Annotated in this window: 13 protein-coding genes and 2 tRNA genes; 12 read left to right on the top strand and 3 right to left on the bottom strand. The window is 59.9% G+C overall.

Annotated elements, in window-relative coordinates; genetic code table 11:
* Positions 1-174 precede the first annotated feature (174 nt).
* The 8 genes from JWU58_RS05290 (at position 175) to ychF (ending at position 7,097) form a co-directional block, all read left to right on the top strand.
* The gene (locus JWU58_RS05290; RefSeq protein ID WP_206421571.1) at positions 175-1,899 is read left to right on the top strand and encodes a tetratricopeptide repeat protein; all 1,725 of its coding nucleotides are present in this window, start codon (positions 175-177) and stop codon (positions 1,897-1,899) included.
* Between the two features lie 3 nt (positions 1,900-1,902).
* Positions 1,903-2,520, top strand: coding sequence for a lipoprotein insertase outer membrane protein LolB (gene lolB, locus JWU58_RS05285; RefSeq protein WP_016773207.1), 618 nt, complete (start codon positions 1,903-1,905; stop codon positions 2,518-2,520).
* 3 nt (positions 2,521-2,523) lie between these two features.
* Positions 2,524-3,375, top strand: coding sequence for a 4-(cytidine 5'-diphospho)-2-C-methyl-D-erythritol kinase (gene ispE / locus JWU58_RS05280; protein ID WP_206421570.1), 852 nt, complete (start codon positions 2,524-2,526; stop codon positions 3,373-3,375).
* A gap of 37 nt (positions 3,376-3,412) precedes the next feature.
* A tRNA-Gln gene (locus JWU58_RS05275) sits at positions 3,413-3,487 on the top strand.
* Between the two features lie 45 nt (positions 3,488-3,532).
* The gene (locus tag JWU58_RS05270) at positions 3,533-4,474 is read left to right on the top strand and encodes a ribose-phosphate pyrophosphokinase (RefSeq protein WP_003171603.1); all 942 of its coding nucleotides are present in this window, start codon (positions 3,533-3,535) and stop codon (positions 4,472-4,474) included.
* 141 nt (positions 4,475-4,615) lie between these two features.
* Entirely contained in the window at positions 4,616-5,218 is a 603-nt protein-coding gene (locus tag JWU58_RS05265) for a 50S ribosomal protein L25/general stress protein Ctc (RefSeq protein WP_016773204.1), read from the top strand.
* A 171-nt stretch (positions 5,219-5,389) separates the two neighbouring features.
* On the top strand, positions 5,390-5,974 hold the full coding sequence (gene pth / locus JWU58_RS05260; protein WP_016773203.1) for an aminoacyl-tRNA hydrolase: 585 nt from the start codon (positions 5,390-5,392) through the stop codon (positions 5,972-5,974).
* A gap of 22 nt (positions 5,975-5,996) precedes the next feature.
* Complete coding sequence (ychF, locus tag JWU58_RS05255) at positions 5,997-7,097, top strand: redox-regulated ATPase YchF (protein WP_016773202.1); 1,101 nt, start codon at positions 5,997-5,999, stop codon at positions 7,095-7,097.
* Positions 7,098-7,277: 180 nt separating this feature from the next.
* On the opposite strand, the gene JWU58_RS05250 is transcribed toward ychF, so the two are convergent.
* Positions 7,278-8,495, bottom strand: a complete 1,218-nt coding sequence (locus JWU58_RS05250) for an MFS transporter (RefSeq protein ID WP_206421569.1) — start codon at positions 8,493-8,495, stop codon at positions 7,278-7,280.
* Between the two features lie 332 nt (positions 8,496-8,827).
* Here JWU58_RS05250 and JWU58_RS05245 point away from each other — a divergent pair, with 332 nt between their 5' ends.
* Both JWU58_RS05245 and JWU58_RS05240 read left to right on the top strand, forming a co-directional pair.
* Positions 8,828-10,885: a methyl-accepting chemotaxis protein gene (locus JWU58_RS05245; RefSeq protein WP_206421568.1), complete on the top strand. Its 2,058-nt coding sequence runs from the start codon at positions 8,828-8,830 to the stop codon at positions 10,883-10,885.
* A 115-nt stretch (positions 10,886-11,000) separates the two neighbouring features.
* Positions 11,001-11,077 (top strand) — tRNA-Met (locus JWU58_RS05240).
* Positions 11,078-11,264: 187 nt separating this feature from the next.
* On the opposite strand, the gene JWU58_RS05235 is transcribed toward JWU58_RS05240, so the two are convergent.
* Complete coding sequence (locus JWU58_RS05235; RefSeq protein ID WP_206421567.1) at positions 11,265-11,603, bottom strand: helix-turn-helix domain-containing transcriptional regulator; 339 nt, start codon at positions 11,601-11,603, stop codon at positions 11,265-11,267.
* A 398-nt stretch (positions 11,604-12,001) separates the two neighbouring features.
* On the opposite strand from JWU58_RS05235, the gene JWU58_RS05230 reads away from it, so the two are divergent.
* Together JWU58_RS05230 and ggt are read left to right on the top strand one after the other, a co-directional pair.
* Entirely contained in the window at positions 12,002-12,457 is a 456-nt protein-coding gene (locus tag JWU58_RS05230; protein ID WP_206421566.1) for a hypothetical protein, read from the top strand.
* A 183-nt stretch (positions 12,458-12,640) separates the two neighbouring features.
* Entirely contained in the window at positions 12,641-14,473 is a 1,833-nt protein-coding gene (ggt, locus tag JWU58_RS05225; RefSeq protein ID WP_206421565.1) for a gamma-glutamyltransferase, read from the top strand.
* Positions 14,474-14,526: 53 nt separating this feature from the next.
* Here the strand turns inward: ggt and JWU58_RS05220 are convergent, their stop codons facing one another.
* The gene (locus JWU58_RS05220) at positions 14,527-15,126 is read right to left on the bottom strand and encodes a flavin reductase family protein (RefSeq protein ID WP_024014305.1); all 600 of its coding nucleotides are present in this window, start codon (positions 15,124-15,126) and stop codon (positions 14,527-14,529) included.
* Positions 15,127-15,273: the final 147 nt, after the last annotated feature.

Below are 15,273 nucleotides of genomic sequence, written 5' to 3'. Positions count from 1 at the left end.
GCTGATGGTGACGTGAAGCCGGCAATTGTCCTACTTCGAAAGATTCAGAACAACTACCGCTGACTATTGTCCCAATCGTCAGCCCCTATAATGGCCACAATTGAGTCTCGGTTATGTTTGGCCGAAGGCTTGTGTCATGATGATCCGACCGCAGGTTAGTCGTCCTCTTCCTATATGAATAGATCTTCCGCGTTGCTCCTCGCTTTTGTCTTCCTCAGCGGCTGCCAGGCCATGGCGCCCGTTGCGCCGGACGGCACCCCGCCGGTCGAAGACACCACGCCCGCACCTGAAAAGCCCAAGGTTTACGGCTCATTCAGCGAGGAAACCGTGTTCAGTCTGCTGAGCGCCGAACTCGCCGGCCAGCGCAATCGTTTCGACATTGCCCTGGACAATTACGTGACCCAGGCCATCAACACCCAGGATCCGGGCGTCTCCGAGCGGGCTTTCCGCATCGCCGAATATCTGGGCGCCGATCAACCGGCCCTCGACACCGCGCTGATCTGGGCGCGCAACGCGCCGGATGATCTCGAAGCGCAACGCGCCGCTGCCGTGCAACTGGCCCGCGCCGGGCGCTACGACGACTCCATGGTCTACATGGAGAAAGTCCTGCAGGGCAAGGGCGACACCCATTTCGATTTCCTCGCGCTGTCGGCGGCCGACACCGATCAGGAAACCCGCAACGGCCTGATGAAAAGCTTCGACCGTTTGCTTGAGCGCCACCCGAACAACAATCAGCTGATTTTCGGCAAGGCTCTGCTGTTGCAGCAGGACGGCGACAATCAAGGTGCGCTGACTCTACTCGAAGACAATCCGCCGGAAGATGGCGAGATCGCACCGATCCTGCTGCGTGCGCGCCTGCTTCAATTGCTCAACCGTGGCGACGAAGCGCTGCCGCTGTTACAGAAAAGCATCAGGAAATACCCGGAAGACAAGCGCCTGCGCCTGACTTACGCGCGCATGCTCGTCGAACAGGACCGCATGGACGACGCCAAGGCCGAATTCTCCACCCTCGTTCAGCAATACCCGGAAGACGATGAACTGCGTTATTCGCTGGCGCTGGTGTGCCTGGAAGCCAAGGCGTGGGATGAGGCCAAGGGTTATCTGGAAGACCTGATCGCTCGCGAAAGCCACGTCGATTCGGCGCACCTGAACCTCGGCCGAATTGCCGAAGAGCGCAATGACCCACAAGGCGCGCTCATCGAATACGCCCAGGTCGGCCCGGGCAATGACTATCTGCCGGCACAGCTGCGTCAGTCCGATATCCTGATGAGCAACGGCAAGACCGCTGAAGCGCAGAGCAAACTGGCGGCCGAGCGTGACGAGCAACCGGATTACGCGATCCAGCTGTATCTGATCGAATCGGAAAGCCTGTCGGCCAACAAACAGGACGACAAGGCCTGGAAGGTTCTGCAACAAGCGCTGCAGAAATACCCGGACGATCTCAATCTGCTTTACACCCGCGCCATGCTCGCGGAGAAACGCAATGATCTGGCGCAAATGGAGAAAGACCTGCGCCTGATCATCAAGCGCGACCCGGACAACGCCATGGCGCTCAATGCGCTGGGCTACACCTTGTCCGATCGCACCACCCGCTACGCTGAAGCGAAAACGCTGATCGAGCAGGCGCACCAGATCAATCCGGAAGACCCGGCGGTACTCGACAGCCTCGGCTGGGTGAACTATCGCCTGGGCAATCTGGACGATGCGGAGAAATACCTGCGCCAGGCGCTCGAGCGCTTCCCCGACCACGAAGTCGCCGCGCACCTGGGCGAAGTCCTCTGGGCCAAGGGCAATCAACGCGAAGCCAAACAAGTGTGGGGCAAGTTCCTCAAGGATCAGCCCGACAGCACCATTCTGCGCAGCACCATCAAGCGCCTGACCGGATCCGAGAATCTTTAAACCATGCTTTTGCGCCACGTTATTGTTTTCAGCTTCATCGCCCTGCTCGCCGGCTGCTCGGGTTTCGGCACTCGCGAATCGGTCGAGGGCCACGGCAGCCCGGCCCAGTGGGCGGCAAACAAACAGCAACTGACCGGCCTCGACGGCTGGCAGATCGACGGCAAGATCGGCATCCGCGCGCCGAAGGATTCCGGCAGCGGCACACTGTTCTGGCTGCAGCGTCAGGACTACTACGACATTCGCCTGTCCGGCCCGCTGGGTCGTGGCGCGGCACGCTTGACCGGGCGTCCGGGCAAGGTGTCGCTGGAAGTCGCCAATCAGGGCCGCTACGAATCGCAATCTCCTGAAGCCCTGCTCGAAGAACAGCTGGGCTGGAAATTGCCGGTATCCAATCTGGCCTGGTGGGTTCGTGGCCTGCCCGCGCCGGAAAGCAAGAGTCGCTTGAACCTGGACGCCGACAGTCGTCTGGCCAGCCTTGAGCAGGACGGCTGGAAAGTCGAATACACCGCCTACACCGAACAGAATGGTTACTGGCTGCCCGAGCGCATCAAGCTGCACGGCACCGACCTCGACGTGACGCTGGTGATCAAGACCTGGCAACCGCGCAAGTTGGGGCAATAACGCATGACCGCTGCACGCCTGACCCTGCCCTCGCCCGCCAAACTCAACTTGATGCTGCACATTCTCGGTCGCCGTGAAGACGGTTATCACGAATTGCAGACGCTGTTTCAATTCCTCGATTACGGCGATGAAATCACTTTCGCCGTGCGCGATGACGGCGTGATTCAACTGCACACCGAGTTCGCCGGTGTGCCCCACGACAGCAACCTGATCGTGCGCGCAGCGAAGATGTTGCAGCAACAATCCGCCTGCGCGCTCGGCATCGACATCTGGATCGACAAAGTCCTGCCCATGGGCGGCGGCATTGGCGGCGGCAGCTCGAATGCGGCGACGACCCTGCTCGGGCTAAACCATTTGTGGCAACTGGGCTGGAATGAAGATCGCCTGGCGGAACTGGGGCTGTCACTCGGTGCCGACGTACCGGTGTTCGTCCGTGGCCATGCAGCATTTGCCGAGGGCGTCGGCGAGAAACTGACCCCGGTCGAACCCGAAGAACCGTGGTATCTGGTGCTCGTGCCGCAAGTCGCTGTTAGTACGGCAGAAATTTTTTCCGATCCTTTGTTGACACGTAACACACCGCCCATTAAAGTGCGCCCCGTTCCCGAGGGAAACAGTCGAAATGACTGCTTGCCGGTGGTAGCAAGGCGTTATCCAGAGGTACGTAACGCATTGAATTTGTTAGGTAAATTTACCGAAGCAAAGCTCACCGGAACTGGAAGTTGTGTGTTTGGGGGCTTCCCAAGCAAAGCTGAAGCTGATAAAGTCTCGGCCCTTCTGACAGAGACCCTTACAGGGTTTGTAGCGAAAGGAAGCAACGTTTCGATGTTGCATCGCAAGCTGCAAAGTCTGCTCTAAAGGAATCAAGTGCCCGGCACTTGAAAGCAACAGATACAGGGGCGTCGCCAAGCGGTAAGGCAGCAGGTTTTGATCCTGCCATGCGTTGGTTCGAATCCAGCCGCCCCTGCCATTTTCTCTACTCATCCAGGTTACCCTCAGCCTCTAGGTACTGCGCGTGTCCAAGATGATGGTCTTTACGGGGAATGCCAACCCCGATCTGGCTCGGCGTGTCGTACGTCAGCTGCATATCCCTCTCGGTGACATCTCTGTCGGCAAGTTTTCCGACGGCGAAATCACAGCCGAGATCAATGAAAACGTTCGCGGTAAAGACGTCTTCATTATTCAGCCGACCTGCGCTCCGACCAACGATAACCTGATGGAACTGGTAGTGATGGCTGACGCCTTCCGCCGCTCCTCGGCTACTCGTATCACTGCTGTTATTCCTTATTTTGGTTATGCCCGTCAGGATCGCCGTCCGCGTTCCGCACGTGTGGCTATCAGCGCGAAAGTCGTTGCTGACATGCTTACCGTAGTCGGCATCGACCGTGTTCTCACGGTTGATCTGCATGCTGACCAGATTCAGGGCTTCTTCGATATTCCGGTAGATAACATCTACGGCTCCCCGGTTCTGGTGGATGACATCGAAGATCAGCGCTTCGAAAACCTGATGATCGTGTCTCCGGACATTGGTGGCGTCGTGCGTGCACGGGCTGTTGCCAAGTCGCTGGGCGTCGATCTCGGGATCATCGACAAACGCCGTGAGAAAGCCAATCACTCTGAAGTGATGCATATCATCGGTGATGTCGAAGGGCGTACCTGTATTCTCGTCGATGACATGGTCGATACCGCCGGCACCCTGTGCCACGCGGCCAAGGCCCTGAAAGAGCATGGCGCAGCCAAGGTCTTTGCCTACTGCACACACCCTGTGCTGTCGGGCCGGGCCATCGAGAATATCGAAAATTCCGTGCTGGACGAGCTGGTGGTGACCAACACCATCCCGCTGTCCGCTGCAGCACAAGCCTGTGCACGTATCCGTCAACTGGATATCGCACCGGTTGTTGCCGAAGCGGTTCGCCGCATCAGCAATGAAGAATCGATCAGCGCGATGTTCCGTTAAGGGCCCTGCCCTTCGCGAAATGTCTCGTTGACGAAAAGCGCCCCGCCCCGGCATTCCTGTCGGGGCGGGGCTTTTTTGCCCATACCGTGTTCGGCGCTGGTCGCAAACGCCACTCGGTCATGGCTATTTTGGAGATACAAAATGAACGATTTTACTCTGAATGCTGAAGTGCGTTCCGACCTGGGGAAAGGTGCGAGCCGCCGCCTGCGTCGTCTCGCCGCTCTGGTTCCAGCTGTTGTTTACGGTGGCGACAAAGCCCCTGAATCCATCAGCATGCTGGCCAAAGAAGTTGCCAAACTGCTCGAAAACGAAGCGGCTTACAGCCACATCATCGAGCTGAACGTTGGTGGCACCAAGCAGAACGTCATCATCAAGGCTCTGCAGCGTCACCCGGCCAAAGGCCACGTGATGCACGCTGACTTCGTACGCGTTGTTGCCGGCCAGAAACTGACCGCCATCGTGCCTGTACACTTTGTTGGCGAAGAAGCTCCAGTGAAGAAAGGCGGCGAAGTTTCGCACGTTGTTGCTGAAATCGAAGTGACCTGCCTGCCAAAAGATCTGCCTGAGTTCATCGAAGTCGATCTGTCGAAAGCAGAAATCGGCACCATCATTCACCTGTCGGACCTCAAAGCTCCTAAAGGTGTTGAGTTCGTTGCTCTGGCACACGGCGATGACAAGGCTGTTGCCAACGTCCACGCTCCACGTGTTGCTGCAGAACCTACCGAAGAAGGCGCAGCAGAGTAATTCACTCTGTCATGCCGGAGTGAGCAAGTAACATCGCGGACTGGAACGTAGCGAGAAAGCGGGCGAGAACGCGGAGTTTACATCCATGGTAAATGAGCATTTTTCGTCCACTTTCGCCGCTTTCCCCGATCGCGGCGATGTTATCCACCACTCCAAGGAAGGGCCCCTATCGTGACTGCCATCAAACTGATCGTTGGCCTGGGAAATCCAGGCGCTGAATACGAACAGACCCGGCATAACGCAGGGGCCCTTTTTGTTGAGCGCATCGCCCACGCACAGAATGTGAATCTTGTGGCCGATCGCAAATATTTCGGCCTGACCGGGCGCTACTCGCATCAGGGTCAGGATGTTCGTCTGCTGATTCCCACCACTTACATGAACCGCAGCGGCCAGGCCGTGGCGGCACTCGCCGGTTTCTTCCGCATCAAGCCTGAAGAAATCCTCGTGGCGCATGACGAACTCGACTTGCCTCCGGGCGTTGCCAAGCTCAAGCAGGGCGGCGGCCATGGCGGTCACAACGGGTTGCGCGACATCATTGCGCAACTGGGCAATCAGAATACGTTCTACCGCCTGCGGCTTGGCATCGGCCACCCGGGCGTTGCCAGTATGGTTTCAAATTTCGTCCTGGGTCGTGCGCCACGCGCCGAACAGGAAAAACTCGATGCCAGCATCGACTTTGCCCTCGGCGTGCTGCCGGATATCCTCGCCGGGGAATGGAACCGCGCGATGAAAAACCTGCACAGCCAGAAGGCCTGACTTTTACCCGAGGGGAAACACCATGGGATTCAATTGCGGCATCGTCGGCCTGCCTAACGTCGGCAAGTCCACCCTGTTCAACGCCCTGACCAAATCCGGTATCGCGGCCGAGAACTTCCCCTTCTGCACCATCGAGCCGAACAGCGGCATCGTGCCGATGCCTGATCCACGTCTGGAAGCGCTGGCGGCCATCGTCAATCCCAAGCGCATCCTGCCGACCACCATGGAATTCGTCGACATCGCCGGCCTCGTCGCCGGCGCCTCGAAAGGTGAAGGCCTGGGCAACAAGTTCCTGGCCAACATCCGCGAAACCGACGCTATCGCTCACGTCGTGCGCTGCTTCGAAGACGACAACGTGATCCACGTGTCCAACAGCGTTGACCCGAAGCGCGACATCGAAATCATCGACCTAGAACTGATCTTTGCCGACCTCGACAGCTGCGAGAAGCAACTGCAGAAAGTCGCGCGCAACGCCAAGGGCGGTGACAAGGACGCCGTGGTTCAGAAGGCTCTGCTTGAGCAACTGATCGCGCACTTCACCGAAGCCAAGCCGGCACGCAGCCTGATGAAAAACATGAGCGCGGATGAGAAAGCCGTGATCAAGGGCTTCCACCTGCTGACCACCAAACCGGTCATGTACATCGCCAACGTGGCTGAAGACGGCTTCGAGAACAATCCGCACCTGGACGTGGTCAAGGCCATCGCCGAAGAAGAAGGCGCCATGGTCGTTCCGGTGTGCAACAAGATCGAAGCGGAAATCGCCGAGCTCGACGACGGCGAAGAGAAGGACATGTTCCTCGAGGCCTTGGGCCTGGAAGAGCCTGGCCTGAACCGCGTGATCCGCGCCGGCTACGAAATGCTCCACCTGCAGACCTACTTCACCGCTGGTGTCGAAGAAGTCCGCGCCTGGACCGTCAAGGTCGGTGCCACCGCACCACAGGCCGCCGGCGTGATCCACACCGACTTCGAAAAAGGCTTCATCCGTGCCGAAGTCATCGCCTACAACGACTTCATCCAGTACAAGGGCGAAGCCGGCGCCAAAGAAGCCGGCAAATGGCGTCTGGAAGGCAAGGATTACATCGTCAAGGACGGCGACGTGATGCACTTCCGTTTCAACGTCTAAGCAAAAGCTGCACAAAAAAGCCGCGTTTAATACGCGGCTTTTTTGTGCCTGAAATTCAGTGACTGAGTACATTTCCCTGTGGGAGCGAGCTTGCTCGCGAACGCGGCGTGTCAGCTAAGCACTCGTCAACTGACACACCCATTCGCGAGCAGGCTTGCCCCCACAGTTCGATTCGTCTGTTCAGACCTTTCTGGTACGCGGTAAAAAGATCGCCAACACACCAAACAACGGCAGAAACGAGCACAGGAAGTACACGTACTCAATCCCGTGCACATCCGCCAGATGCCCGAGCAGCGCCGCGCCAATCCCGCCGAAACCGAACATCAGGCCGAAGAAGATCCCGGCAATCATCCCGACATTACCCGGCACCAGTTCCTGCGCGTACACCACGATCGCCGAGAATGCCGACGCCAGAATGAAGCCGATCACCACGCTGAGAATGCTGGTCCAGAACAGATCGACATGCGGCAGGATCAGGGTGAATGGCGCGACGCCGAGGATGGAAAACCAGATCACTGCCTTACGCCCGATCTTGTCGCCGATCGGCCCGCCGAAGAACGTCCCCGCCGCCACTGCGCCCAGGAAAAGGAACAAGTGCAGCTGCGAGCTGGCAACCGACAGGTCGAACTTCTCGATCAGGTAGAAGGTGAAGTAACTGGTGAAACTGGCCATGTAGAAATACTTGGAGAACACCAGCAGCCCGAGCACCACCAGCGCACTGGTCACCCTGCCCTTCGACAAGCCGTGCGTCGCCGCCTGGCCGGCCTTGAGCTTGAACAAGTTGAGGTGATTGGCGTACCAGCGGCTGATGCGGTACAGCACAAACAGCGCACAAACCGCGAACAGGCCAAACCACGCCACATTGCCTTGGCCGAAGGGAATGATGATCGCTGCCGCCAGCAACGGACCGAACGCGGAGCCGGCATTGCCGCCGACCTGAAAGGTCGATTGCGCCAGACCAAACCGGCCGCCCGAGGCCAGTCGCGCAACACGCGAGGCTTCCGGGTGAAAGGTCGATGAGCCGATACCAATCAGCGCCGCCGCCAGCAGAATCAATGGGAAGCTGCCGACCACCGACATCATCAGAATGCCGATCAAGGTACACACCGTGCCCGCCGGCAACAGCCACGGTTTGGGGTGGCGATCAGTGTGGTAACCGACCCACGGCTGCAACAGCGACGCGGTCAACTGGAAGGTCAAGGTGATCAGGCCGACCTGGGTGAAGGTCAGGCCATAGTTGGCCTTGAGCATCGGGTAGATCGACGGCAGCACCGACTGGATCAGGTCATTGATCAGATGCGCCAGCGCCACCGCGCCGATGATGCGCATCACCAAGGGGCTGCTTTGCGGAGCAGCGGTCGCCGAGGCAGCGGCGGTCTGAACGTTGCTGATAGCCATGGAAAATTCCGGACAGCAGATGGGGGCCCGCAGGCAGGTGCGCCAATGTGCCATTTTTCGGTGCGCTCACGCTATCCCCTTAGGCAGCTAACTAACTGACTGGTCGTCGAGCAAACGGTGATAGCGCAACGCCATGGTCTGAATCTTGCCTTGCTTCTGCCCTTGAACACGATCGCCTTACAAAGGCGCTCGACAATGGGAAGTTTCGCTACAGAGCCGGCCTACAGAGCGGGCATGGGTGAACTTTCGAGGCCTTTTAGAGGGCACAGGTCGCAGCCGAAAGGTTCGCGATGCACGCCAATGGTGCGTGGTGTCCAGAGGAGTCATGAGGCATGCAGGCTTTCCTTTCACCGGGGATCAAATTGCTGGGGCGGTTTGGCTTCGCAGGTAAATTCCAATTGTTGTTTCTGCTGTTCATTCTGCCGCTGGCCGGCAGCCTGTTGATGATCGGCCATGACTATCGCGAGAAGCTCAATCTGATCGCCGGCGAACGTGCCGGCGTGCGTCAGCTGCTCGCGCTGGATGCGCTGGACAACCTGCTCGCCGCTCAACGCGACCGCGCCGCCCGCTGGCGCGCCACCGAGACCAATCGTCAGCCGACACCGGCCACCCTCGCCGCCATGGCTGCCTTCGACGGCGTGCAACCGGCGGTGCTGCAAGCCACCACCGAGCTGGGCAATGCTCTAAACCAGCAAGGCGCCGACGGCGCAATCCTCGAACGCTTTCAGGCGCTGCAAACCGCACTCAATGGCCTTGATTCGAAAAGCCTCAGCAGTGTCGGCTGGTGGCCGGACGGTTATGACCGCTTCACCAATGCCCTGGGCGCGCTGCAAGCCTTGCGCGAGCAGATCGTCATGGACAATCGCCTGACCCTCGCGCCGTGGCTGGAAACCTACCTGCTGACGCAAATATCCACACAACATGCGCCGGACCTGATCGAGCGAGTCGGCCGTCTCGCCGCGGTCGGCCAGGCTTCGGTCGTCTCCGGGCAGTTCACCCTGCAGAGCCGCCTGCAGTTGCGCGACCTGCGCAGTCGCATCGGGGACGCCCGCGAGCAACTGGTGAAAACCGCCGGCCTGCTGGAGGCGCGTCTGCCAGCCGAGCTGCAAGCCTGGGCTGGCCAGTATCACGACAGCCTGAAACACCTCGACAGCGGCCTGAAAGTCCTCGACGACGGTGTGTTTGGCGGCAGCATCAACCTCAAGCCAGAGGACTTCGAACGCAGCCTCGACGCGCTGCTCACCGACCTCGCTTCCCTGCGCCAGCAATCCTTGGTCGCGCTGGATCAGCGGCTCAATGCTTATTACAGCTCGGCGATCCGCCAGTTCATTGTTGTCGCCGCAATCTTCGGTTGCCTGCTGCTGGCCGCGTTGTACCTGTTCGTCTGCCTGCAAGCCTCGATCCGCCGCAGTGCCAGCGGCATCACCTTGCTCGCTGAGGCCTTGCGCGACGGCAACCTGAGCCTGCAAGTACCGGTGGTGGGGCGCGATGAGCTGGCAGCGATCAGCACCGCGCTCAACGTCGCCGTGGTGCAACTGCGCAGCAGCATGCTCGGCGTCGACCACGAGACCTCGCAGTTGAGCAACGCGGTACGCAGCCTCAACCAACACTCCAGCGGCGCCCTCGGTGAAGTTGAGGCGCAGCAGTTGCAGATCAGCCAGATCGCAGCTGCCGCCACGCAATTGGCCGCGACCTCGCAAGGCGTCGCGCAGAGTTGCGAACAGGCCTCCGGCAGCGCCCAGCACACTCGGCGCATCGCCGCCGACAGCAGCCGCGACAGCCAGCGCACCACGGCCAGCATTCAGCAGCTCAATCAGCGCCTGAACGACACCGCCGCCGCGCTTGGCCGGGTCAGCGAGCAAGGCCAGCAGATTCAACTGGTCGTGGACACCATTCGCGGCGTCGCCGAGCAGACCAACCTGCTCGCGCTCAACGCCGCCATCGAAGCCGCCCGCGCCGGCGAACAGGGTCGCGGCTTTGCCGTGGTCGCCGACGAGGTGCGCAGCCTCTCGCAACGCACGCAATCGTCCACCGCGCAGATCGCCGGCACCGTCGACAGCCTTCGCGCTACGGTCAACGAAGCGGTGAGCCTGATGGAAGCCGCGTGCGGGCAGGCGCAGTCGGATGCCGAAGCGGTCACCGGCCTCGGGGAACGTCTGGGTGAAATCGCCAGCGCCGTGCAGAGCGTCACCGACACCCTCGCGCAGATCGCCACGGCGGTTGAAGAGCAGGCGAGCACCGCCGATGAAGTCAGCGGCAATATCCAACAGGTCGATCAGGCCGCCGTGCGTTTGCTTGAAGGTGCACGGGCCGTAAACCTCGCGGCGGACACCTTGAGCCAGGGCAGCGAAGCCCTGAGCGCAAATACCGCCAGATTCCAACTGCGCTGACGCCCTCCCCGGCCCCGATTTTCGGGGCTGGAGGATAAGCGGTTGAAAACAGGAAGAAATATTTTCGATTTACGCTTGACGCTTTGCCATTTCAGGGGAATAATGCGCGCCACTTGGCTACATAGCTCAGTTGGTTAGAGCATAGCATTCATAATGCTGGGGTCCGGGGTTCAAGTCCCTGTGTAGCCACCAAGTACTAAAAACGGCTTACCGAAAGGTAGGCCGTTTTTTTATGCCTTGAGAAAAGTTGCGCTCTGCTTCACTCGCAACCTACCGCTTAATGTCAGCGGTTCAATTCCACGTGCCCCATCAGAGAAATGCCGCAGGGAAAAAATCAGAAAGCCCGACATCGAGCCGGGCTTCTTATTACCACGGTGGATCACGCTGCTGTGTGTTCCTGATCATCCTGACTGTGAGCGACCACCTTCGACAAACCGAGCCCCACAGCAGACAGCACCTTCAGTAGCGTAGAAAGGCCTGGGTTTCCATCTGCTGAAAATTGGCGGTAAAGATTGCCTCTATTGAGTCCGGTTGCGTTGGAGACAGCGGCAAAACCGCCTCTCGCTTCCACCACACGTCGCACCGCGGTGAGAAACACAGACTCACCGCCCTCTTCATCAATTTCTTCCAATGCTGCAACGAGATATTCGAGAGCGAAATTCTCGTCCGTGCGCAGCATTTCGAGAACACTGTCCTCGTGATTGCTTACGCTTTTCATTGAGCTACCTCTTCAGCGCCTTCCAGATTTCTTTTGATTGATCGAAGTCGTGTTGCTGCCTTTGTTTTGTTCCACCGCCCAGCAAAAGTGAAGCCCCTCCTGGCAACCGTACAGAAACCATCCTCAGGCAACGCCGTGTAGGCTGTCGACCTGAATAATCTGTAAGAGAAATCCGGCGTAGTCAGCGATTCAAAGGAAAAGACTACAGGCGCGACCGACAATGGTTTTGCCTGAATCAGGCGCAAAACCGCTGGACTGAGATAGCCCTGTAGGAAGCAGGCTTTGCTCACGTAAGAACTGTATTTTTCATCACTTCAAGCATTCGCCCCTCTCTCCCCGAATTGCCCTTCGACCGACAAGCTCCCCTGGCTCGATTCAGCGCCATGCAGGGAGTTGGCATGCCTCAATACAAATACCTTGTCGACGATGACTGGTTATTAAATCCGTATAGCGGTGGCAGGGCCTGGTTTACTTTGCTTCCACCGAAAGCGCCGGAGCCGGTGTACATCGAGAAGGATGAGTGGCCTGCGCCCAAGCCACGCGAAGACAGGGTATTTGCCAAGTCCTGCACGCCGGACAACTGGTGTCGCACGGACGCTGGCACTGCCGAGGAGCCAGCCAGCAACTTCGGCAAGATCATGGTCGCCGGCGCCATGCTCATGCCCTCCGCCAGTACCGCTGTCGCGACGGCAATTGGCGCCGACCTGGCTTTGGGGCGTCTGGCCGGCGGCGGGATTTTGCAACAGCGCCTGAACTGGGCCATCCGTGGCGCCGGCGGGCCGGCCAGCGTGTTTGTGCTGGGAATGCTGCCGAGCAAAATGGCCGACGGCACGCTTCACACGACTAAGAACTAAGAAAATAGCACCGCCTGAGCTACCGCTTTCGCGAGCAGGCTCGCTCCCACAAGGGCATCGTTTTCGGCCAATCGATTGGCGCGGCCGCTGAGCGGGAGGGCTGTAATCCTCACGCAGTTTGCACCCCGCCCGCCCGCTCGATAAAGTCCCCGAAGACTTTTACCCCACGGACGGAGAGCCCGCGTGTTTCCAGCCCAGCCCTTGAAGCGCTTTCGCCTGCCAGCCCTGACACTGCTTGTCAGCGCTCTGACCCTCACCGCATGCAACGCCCCGCCCTCTTCTTCGTTGCCGCTGGCACCGGAAGCCGCTTCCGGTTACCGCACTGATCTGCAAACCCGTCACGCCAATAAACACATGGCCGCTGCTGCCAATCCACTCGCGGCCGAAGCCGGGCGGGAGATGTTGCGTCAGGGTGGTTCGGCGATTGATGCGGCGATTGCGATGCAGGCGGTGTTGACGCTGGTTGAGCCGCAGTCTTCCGGGATCGGTGGCGGGGCGATGATTGTGTTGTGGGATGGCAAGCAGGTGCGCACCTATGACGGCCGCGAAACGGCCCCGGCCGGGGCCACCGAGAAGCTGTTCCTGAAGGCTGACGGTAAACCGATGGCCTTTACGCAAGCGCAGATCGGCGGGCGCTCGGTCGGTACGCCCGGGGTATTGCGCGCGCTGGAGCTGGCGCATCGGCAGCACGGTCGCTTGCCTTGGGCGAAGCTGTTTGAGCCAGCGATCAAACTGGCCGAGCAAGGCTTTGCGATTTCCCCGCGCCTGCATTCGCTGCTGACTGCCGATCCACTGATACGCCAGTCGCCAGACATGGCTGCGTACTTCCTGAATGACGATGGCAGCGTCAAAGCTGTCGGCACGCGCCTGCACAACCCGAAGTTGGCCGCCGTGTTCAAACGCATCGCCAGCGAAGGTGCCGATGCGCTGTACAAAGGTCCGATCGCCGAAGAGATCGTCGCCAAGGTTCAACAGCACGCCAACCCCGGCAGCCTGTCGCTGAACGATTTGCAGCGTTATCAGGCCAGGGAGCGCGCGCCGCTGTGTATCGACTACAAGCGCTGGCAGGTCTGCGGCATGCCGCCACCGTCGTCAGGCGGGATCGCCGTGGCGCAGATCCTCGGCACGTTGCAGGCGCTGGAGACTCGCGACCCACGCCTGTCGCTGACGCCGCTCAAACCAGTGAACAGCAATAGGCCGGCCGGCATGGAACCGGCGCCGCAAGCGGTGCATCTGATCGCCGAGGCTGAACGTCTGGCCTATGCCGACCGTGCGCAATACGTGGCCGACACCGACTTCGTCCCGGTGCCGGTCAAAGGTCTGCTCAATCCTGCCTATCTGGCCAGCCGCGCCAGCCTGATCGGCGAGCGCAGCATGGGCAGCGCCAAACCGGGCACACCGCCGGGCGTACAGGTGGCCTATGCACCGGACCGCTCGCCGTTGCGCATCTCGACCTCGCAAGTGGTCGCGGTGGATGATCTCGGCGGCGCCGTGTCGATGACCACCACCATCGAAGCCGCGTTCGGCTCGCACCTGATGGTCCAGGGTTTTCTGCTGAACAACCAGATGACCGACTTCTCGTTCATCCCCGAAGAGAACGGGCAGAAAGTCGCGAACCGCGTCGAACCGGGCAAACGCCCACGCTCGTCGATGGCGCCGACGCTGATCTTTGATCGCAACACTGGTGAATTTGTCGCCACGGTCGGCTCACCGGGCGGCTCGCAGATCATCGAATACGTGGCGAAAACCACCATAGGCCTGCTCGACTGGAACCTCGATGCACAAAGTGCGATCAACCTGCCCAACTTCGGCAGCCGCAATGGCCCCACCGAACTGGAACAGGGACAGTTCAGCCCAGCGCTGATCCAGGCACTCAAGGACAAGGGCCACACGCTCAGCGAAATCGACATGACCAGCGGCACCCAAGCGATCGTGCGGGTGAAAAATGCGCAGGGCAAAGCGACATTGACGGGGGGTGCCGATCCTCGGCGTGAGGGAGAGGCGTTGGGGGACTGAAACACTGCATTGAAAAAGGCCTGCCGAGCAGCAGGCCTTCTCCCGGGAGTAAATCAGACCGCCAACGTCTTGCCATCCACCCCATCCCCAATCTTCAGGAAATGCCCGCCCGCAACGTGATGCAGCGTGCGCAATCCATCCTGCCCTTCGAAATGCCAGCGCCCATCGCTGAACACACGCTCATCGGCCTGGGCAGCAATGACTTCGGCAAGGAACAGGTCGTATTGCTCGTGATTGCGCGGCTCCGGCAGCAGGCGGCATTCGAGCCAGGCGACACAGCCCTCAAGCAGCGGCGCTTCAATCTGTTCGCCAGCGAAGGTGTGTAGGCCGTACGCCTGAAACTTGTCCTGACCTTGGTTGCGGGTGATTTCCAGGCCGGAGGTGTTGCCGACGGTTTGCACGATATCGGCCTGATTGACGCAAGGCACGTTCAGCACAAAGGTGCCGGAGGCTTCGAGCAACTGGCGGGTCCAGGTGGATTTGTCGAGGACGACGGCGACTTTCGGTGGTTCGAAATCCAGCGGCATGGCCCAGGCGGCGGCCATGATGTTGCGCTGGCCGTCGTGAGCGGCGCTGACCAGCACGGTCGGCCCGTGGTTGAGCAGGCGGTAGGCTTTGTTCAGGGGCACCGGACGGCGGTGGGAGACGCTCATGGGATTTGCTCCGGAGGAAAAGGAGCCGATTGTAGCGCTGTCACTGGAGAATCGCAGAACCTGTGGGAGTGAGCAGATGCGGCGCTGCCCCTCGGTGATCGTTCCCACGCTCTGCGCGGGAATGCATCCTGTGACGCTCTGCGTCAC

The organism is Pseudomonas atacamensis, assembly GCF_017167965.1.
GTDB lineage: Bacteria > Pseudomonadota > Gammaproteobacteria > Pseudomonadales > Pseudomonadaceae > Aquipseudomonas > Aquipseudomonas atacamensis.
This window is presented reverse-complemented; position numbering and strand designations above follow the sequence as displayed.

Bases quoted from the DNA above. Each gene is read 5' to 3' on its own strand.
- ychF (WP_016773202.1), top strand. From the start codon at position 5,997: ATGGGATTCAATTGCGGCATCGTCGGCCTGCCTAACGTCGGCAAGTCC.
- JWU58_RS05235 (WP_206421567.1), bottom strand. From the start codon at position 11,603: ATGAAAAGCGTAAGCAATCACGAGGACAGTGTTCTCGAAATGCTGCGC.
- JWU58_RS05265 (WP_016773204.1), top strand. From the start codon at position 4,616: ATGAACGATTTTACTCTGAATGCTGAAGTGCGTTCCGACCTGGGGAAA.
- JWU58_RS05245 (WP_206421568.1), top strand. From the start codon at position 8,828: ATGCAGGCTTTCCTTTCACCGGGGATCAAATTGCTGGGGCGGTTTGGC.
- JWU58_RS05250 (WP_206421569.1), bottom strand. From the start codon at position 8,495: ATGGCTATCAGCAACGTTCAGACCGCCGCTGCCTCGGCGACCGCTGCT.
- JWU58_RS05230 (WP_206421566.1), top strand. From the start codon at position 12,002: ATGCCTCAATACAAATACCTTGTCGACGATGACTGGTTATTAAATCCG.
- ispE (WP_206421570.1), top strand. From the start codon at position 2,524: ATGACCGCTGCACGCCTGACCCTGCCCTCGCCCGCCAAACTCAACTTG.
- lolB (WP_016773207.1), top strand. From the start codon at position 1,903: ATGCTTTTGCGCCACGTTATTGTTTTCAGCTTCATCGCCCTGCTCGCC.
- JWU58_RS05290 (WP_206421571.1), top strand. From the start codon at position 175: ATGAATAGATCTTCCGCGTTGCTCCTCGCTTTTGTCTTCCTCAGCGGC.
- JWU58_RS05220 (WP_024014305.1), bottom strand. From the start codon at position 15,126: ATGAGCGTCTCCCACCGCCGTCCGGTGCCCCTGAACAAAGCCTACCGC.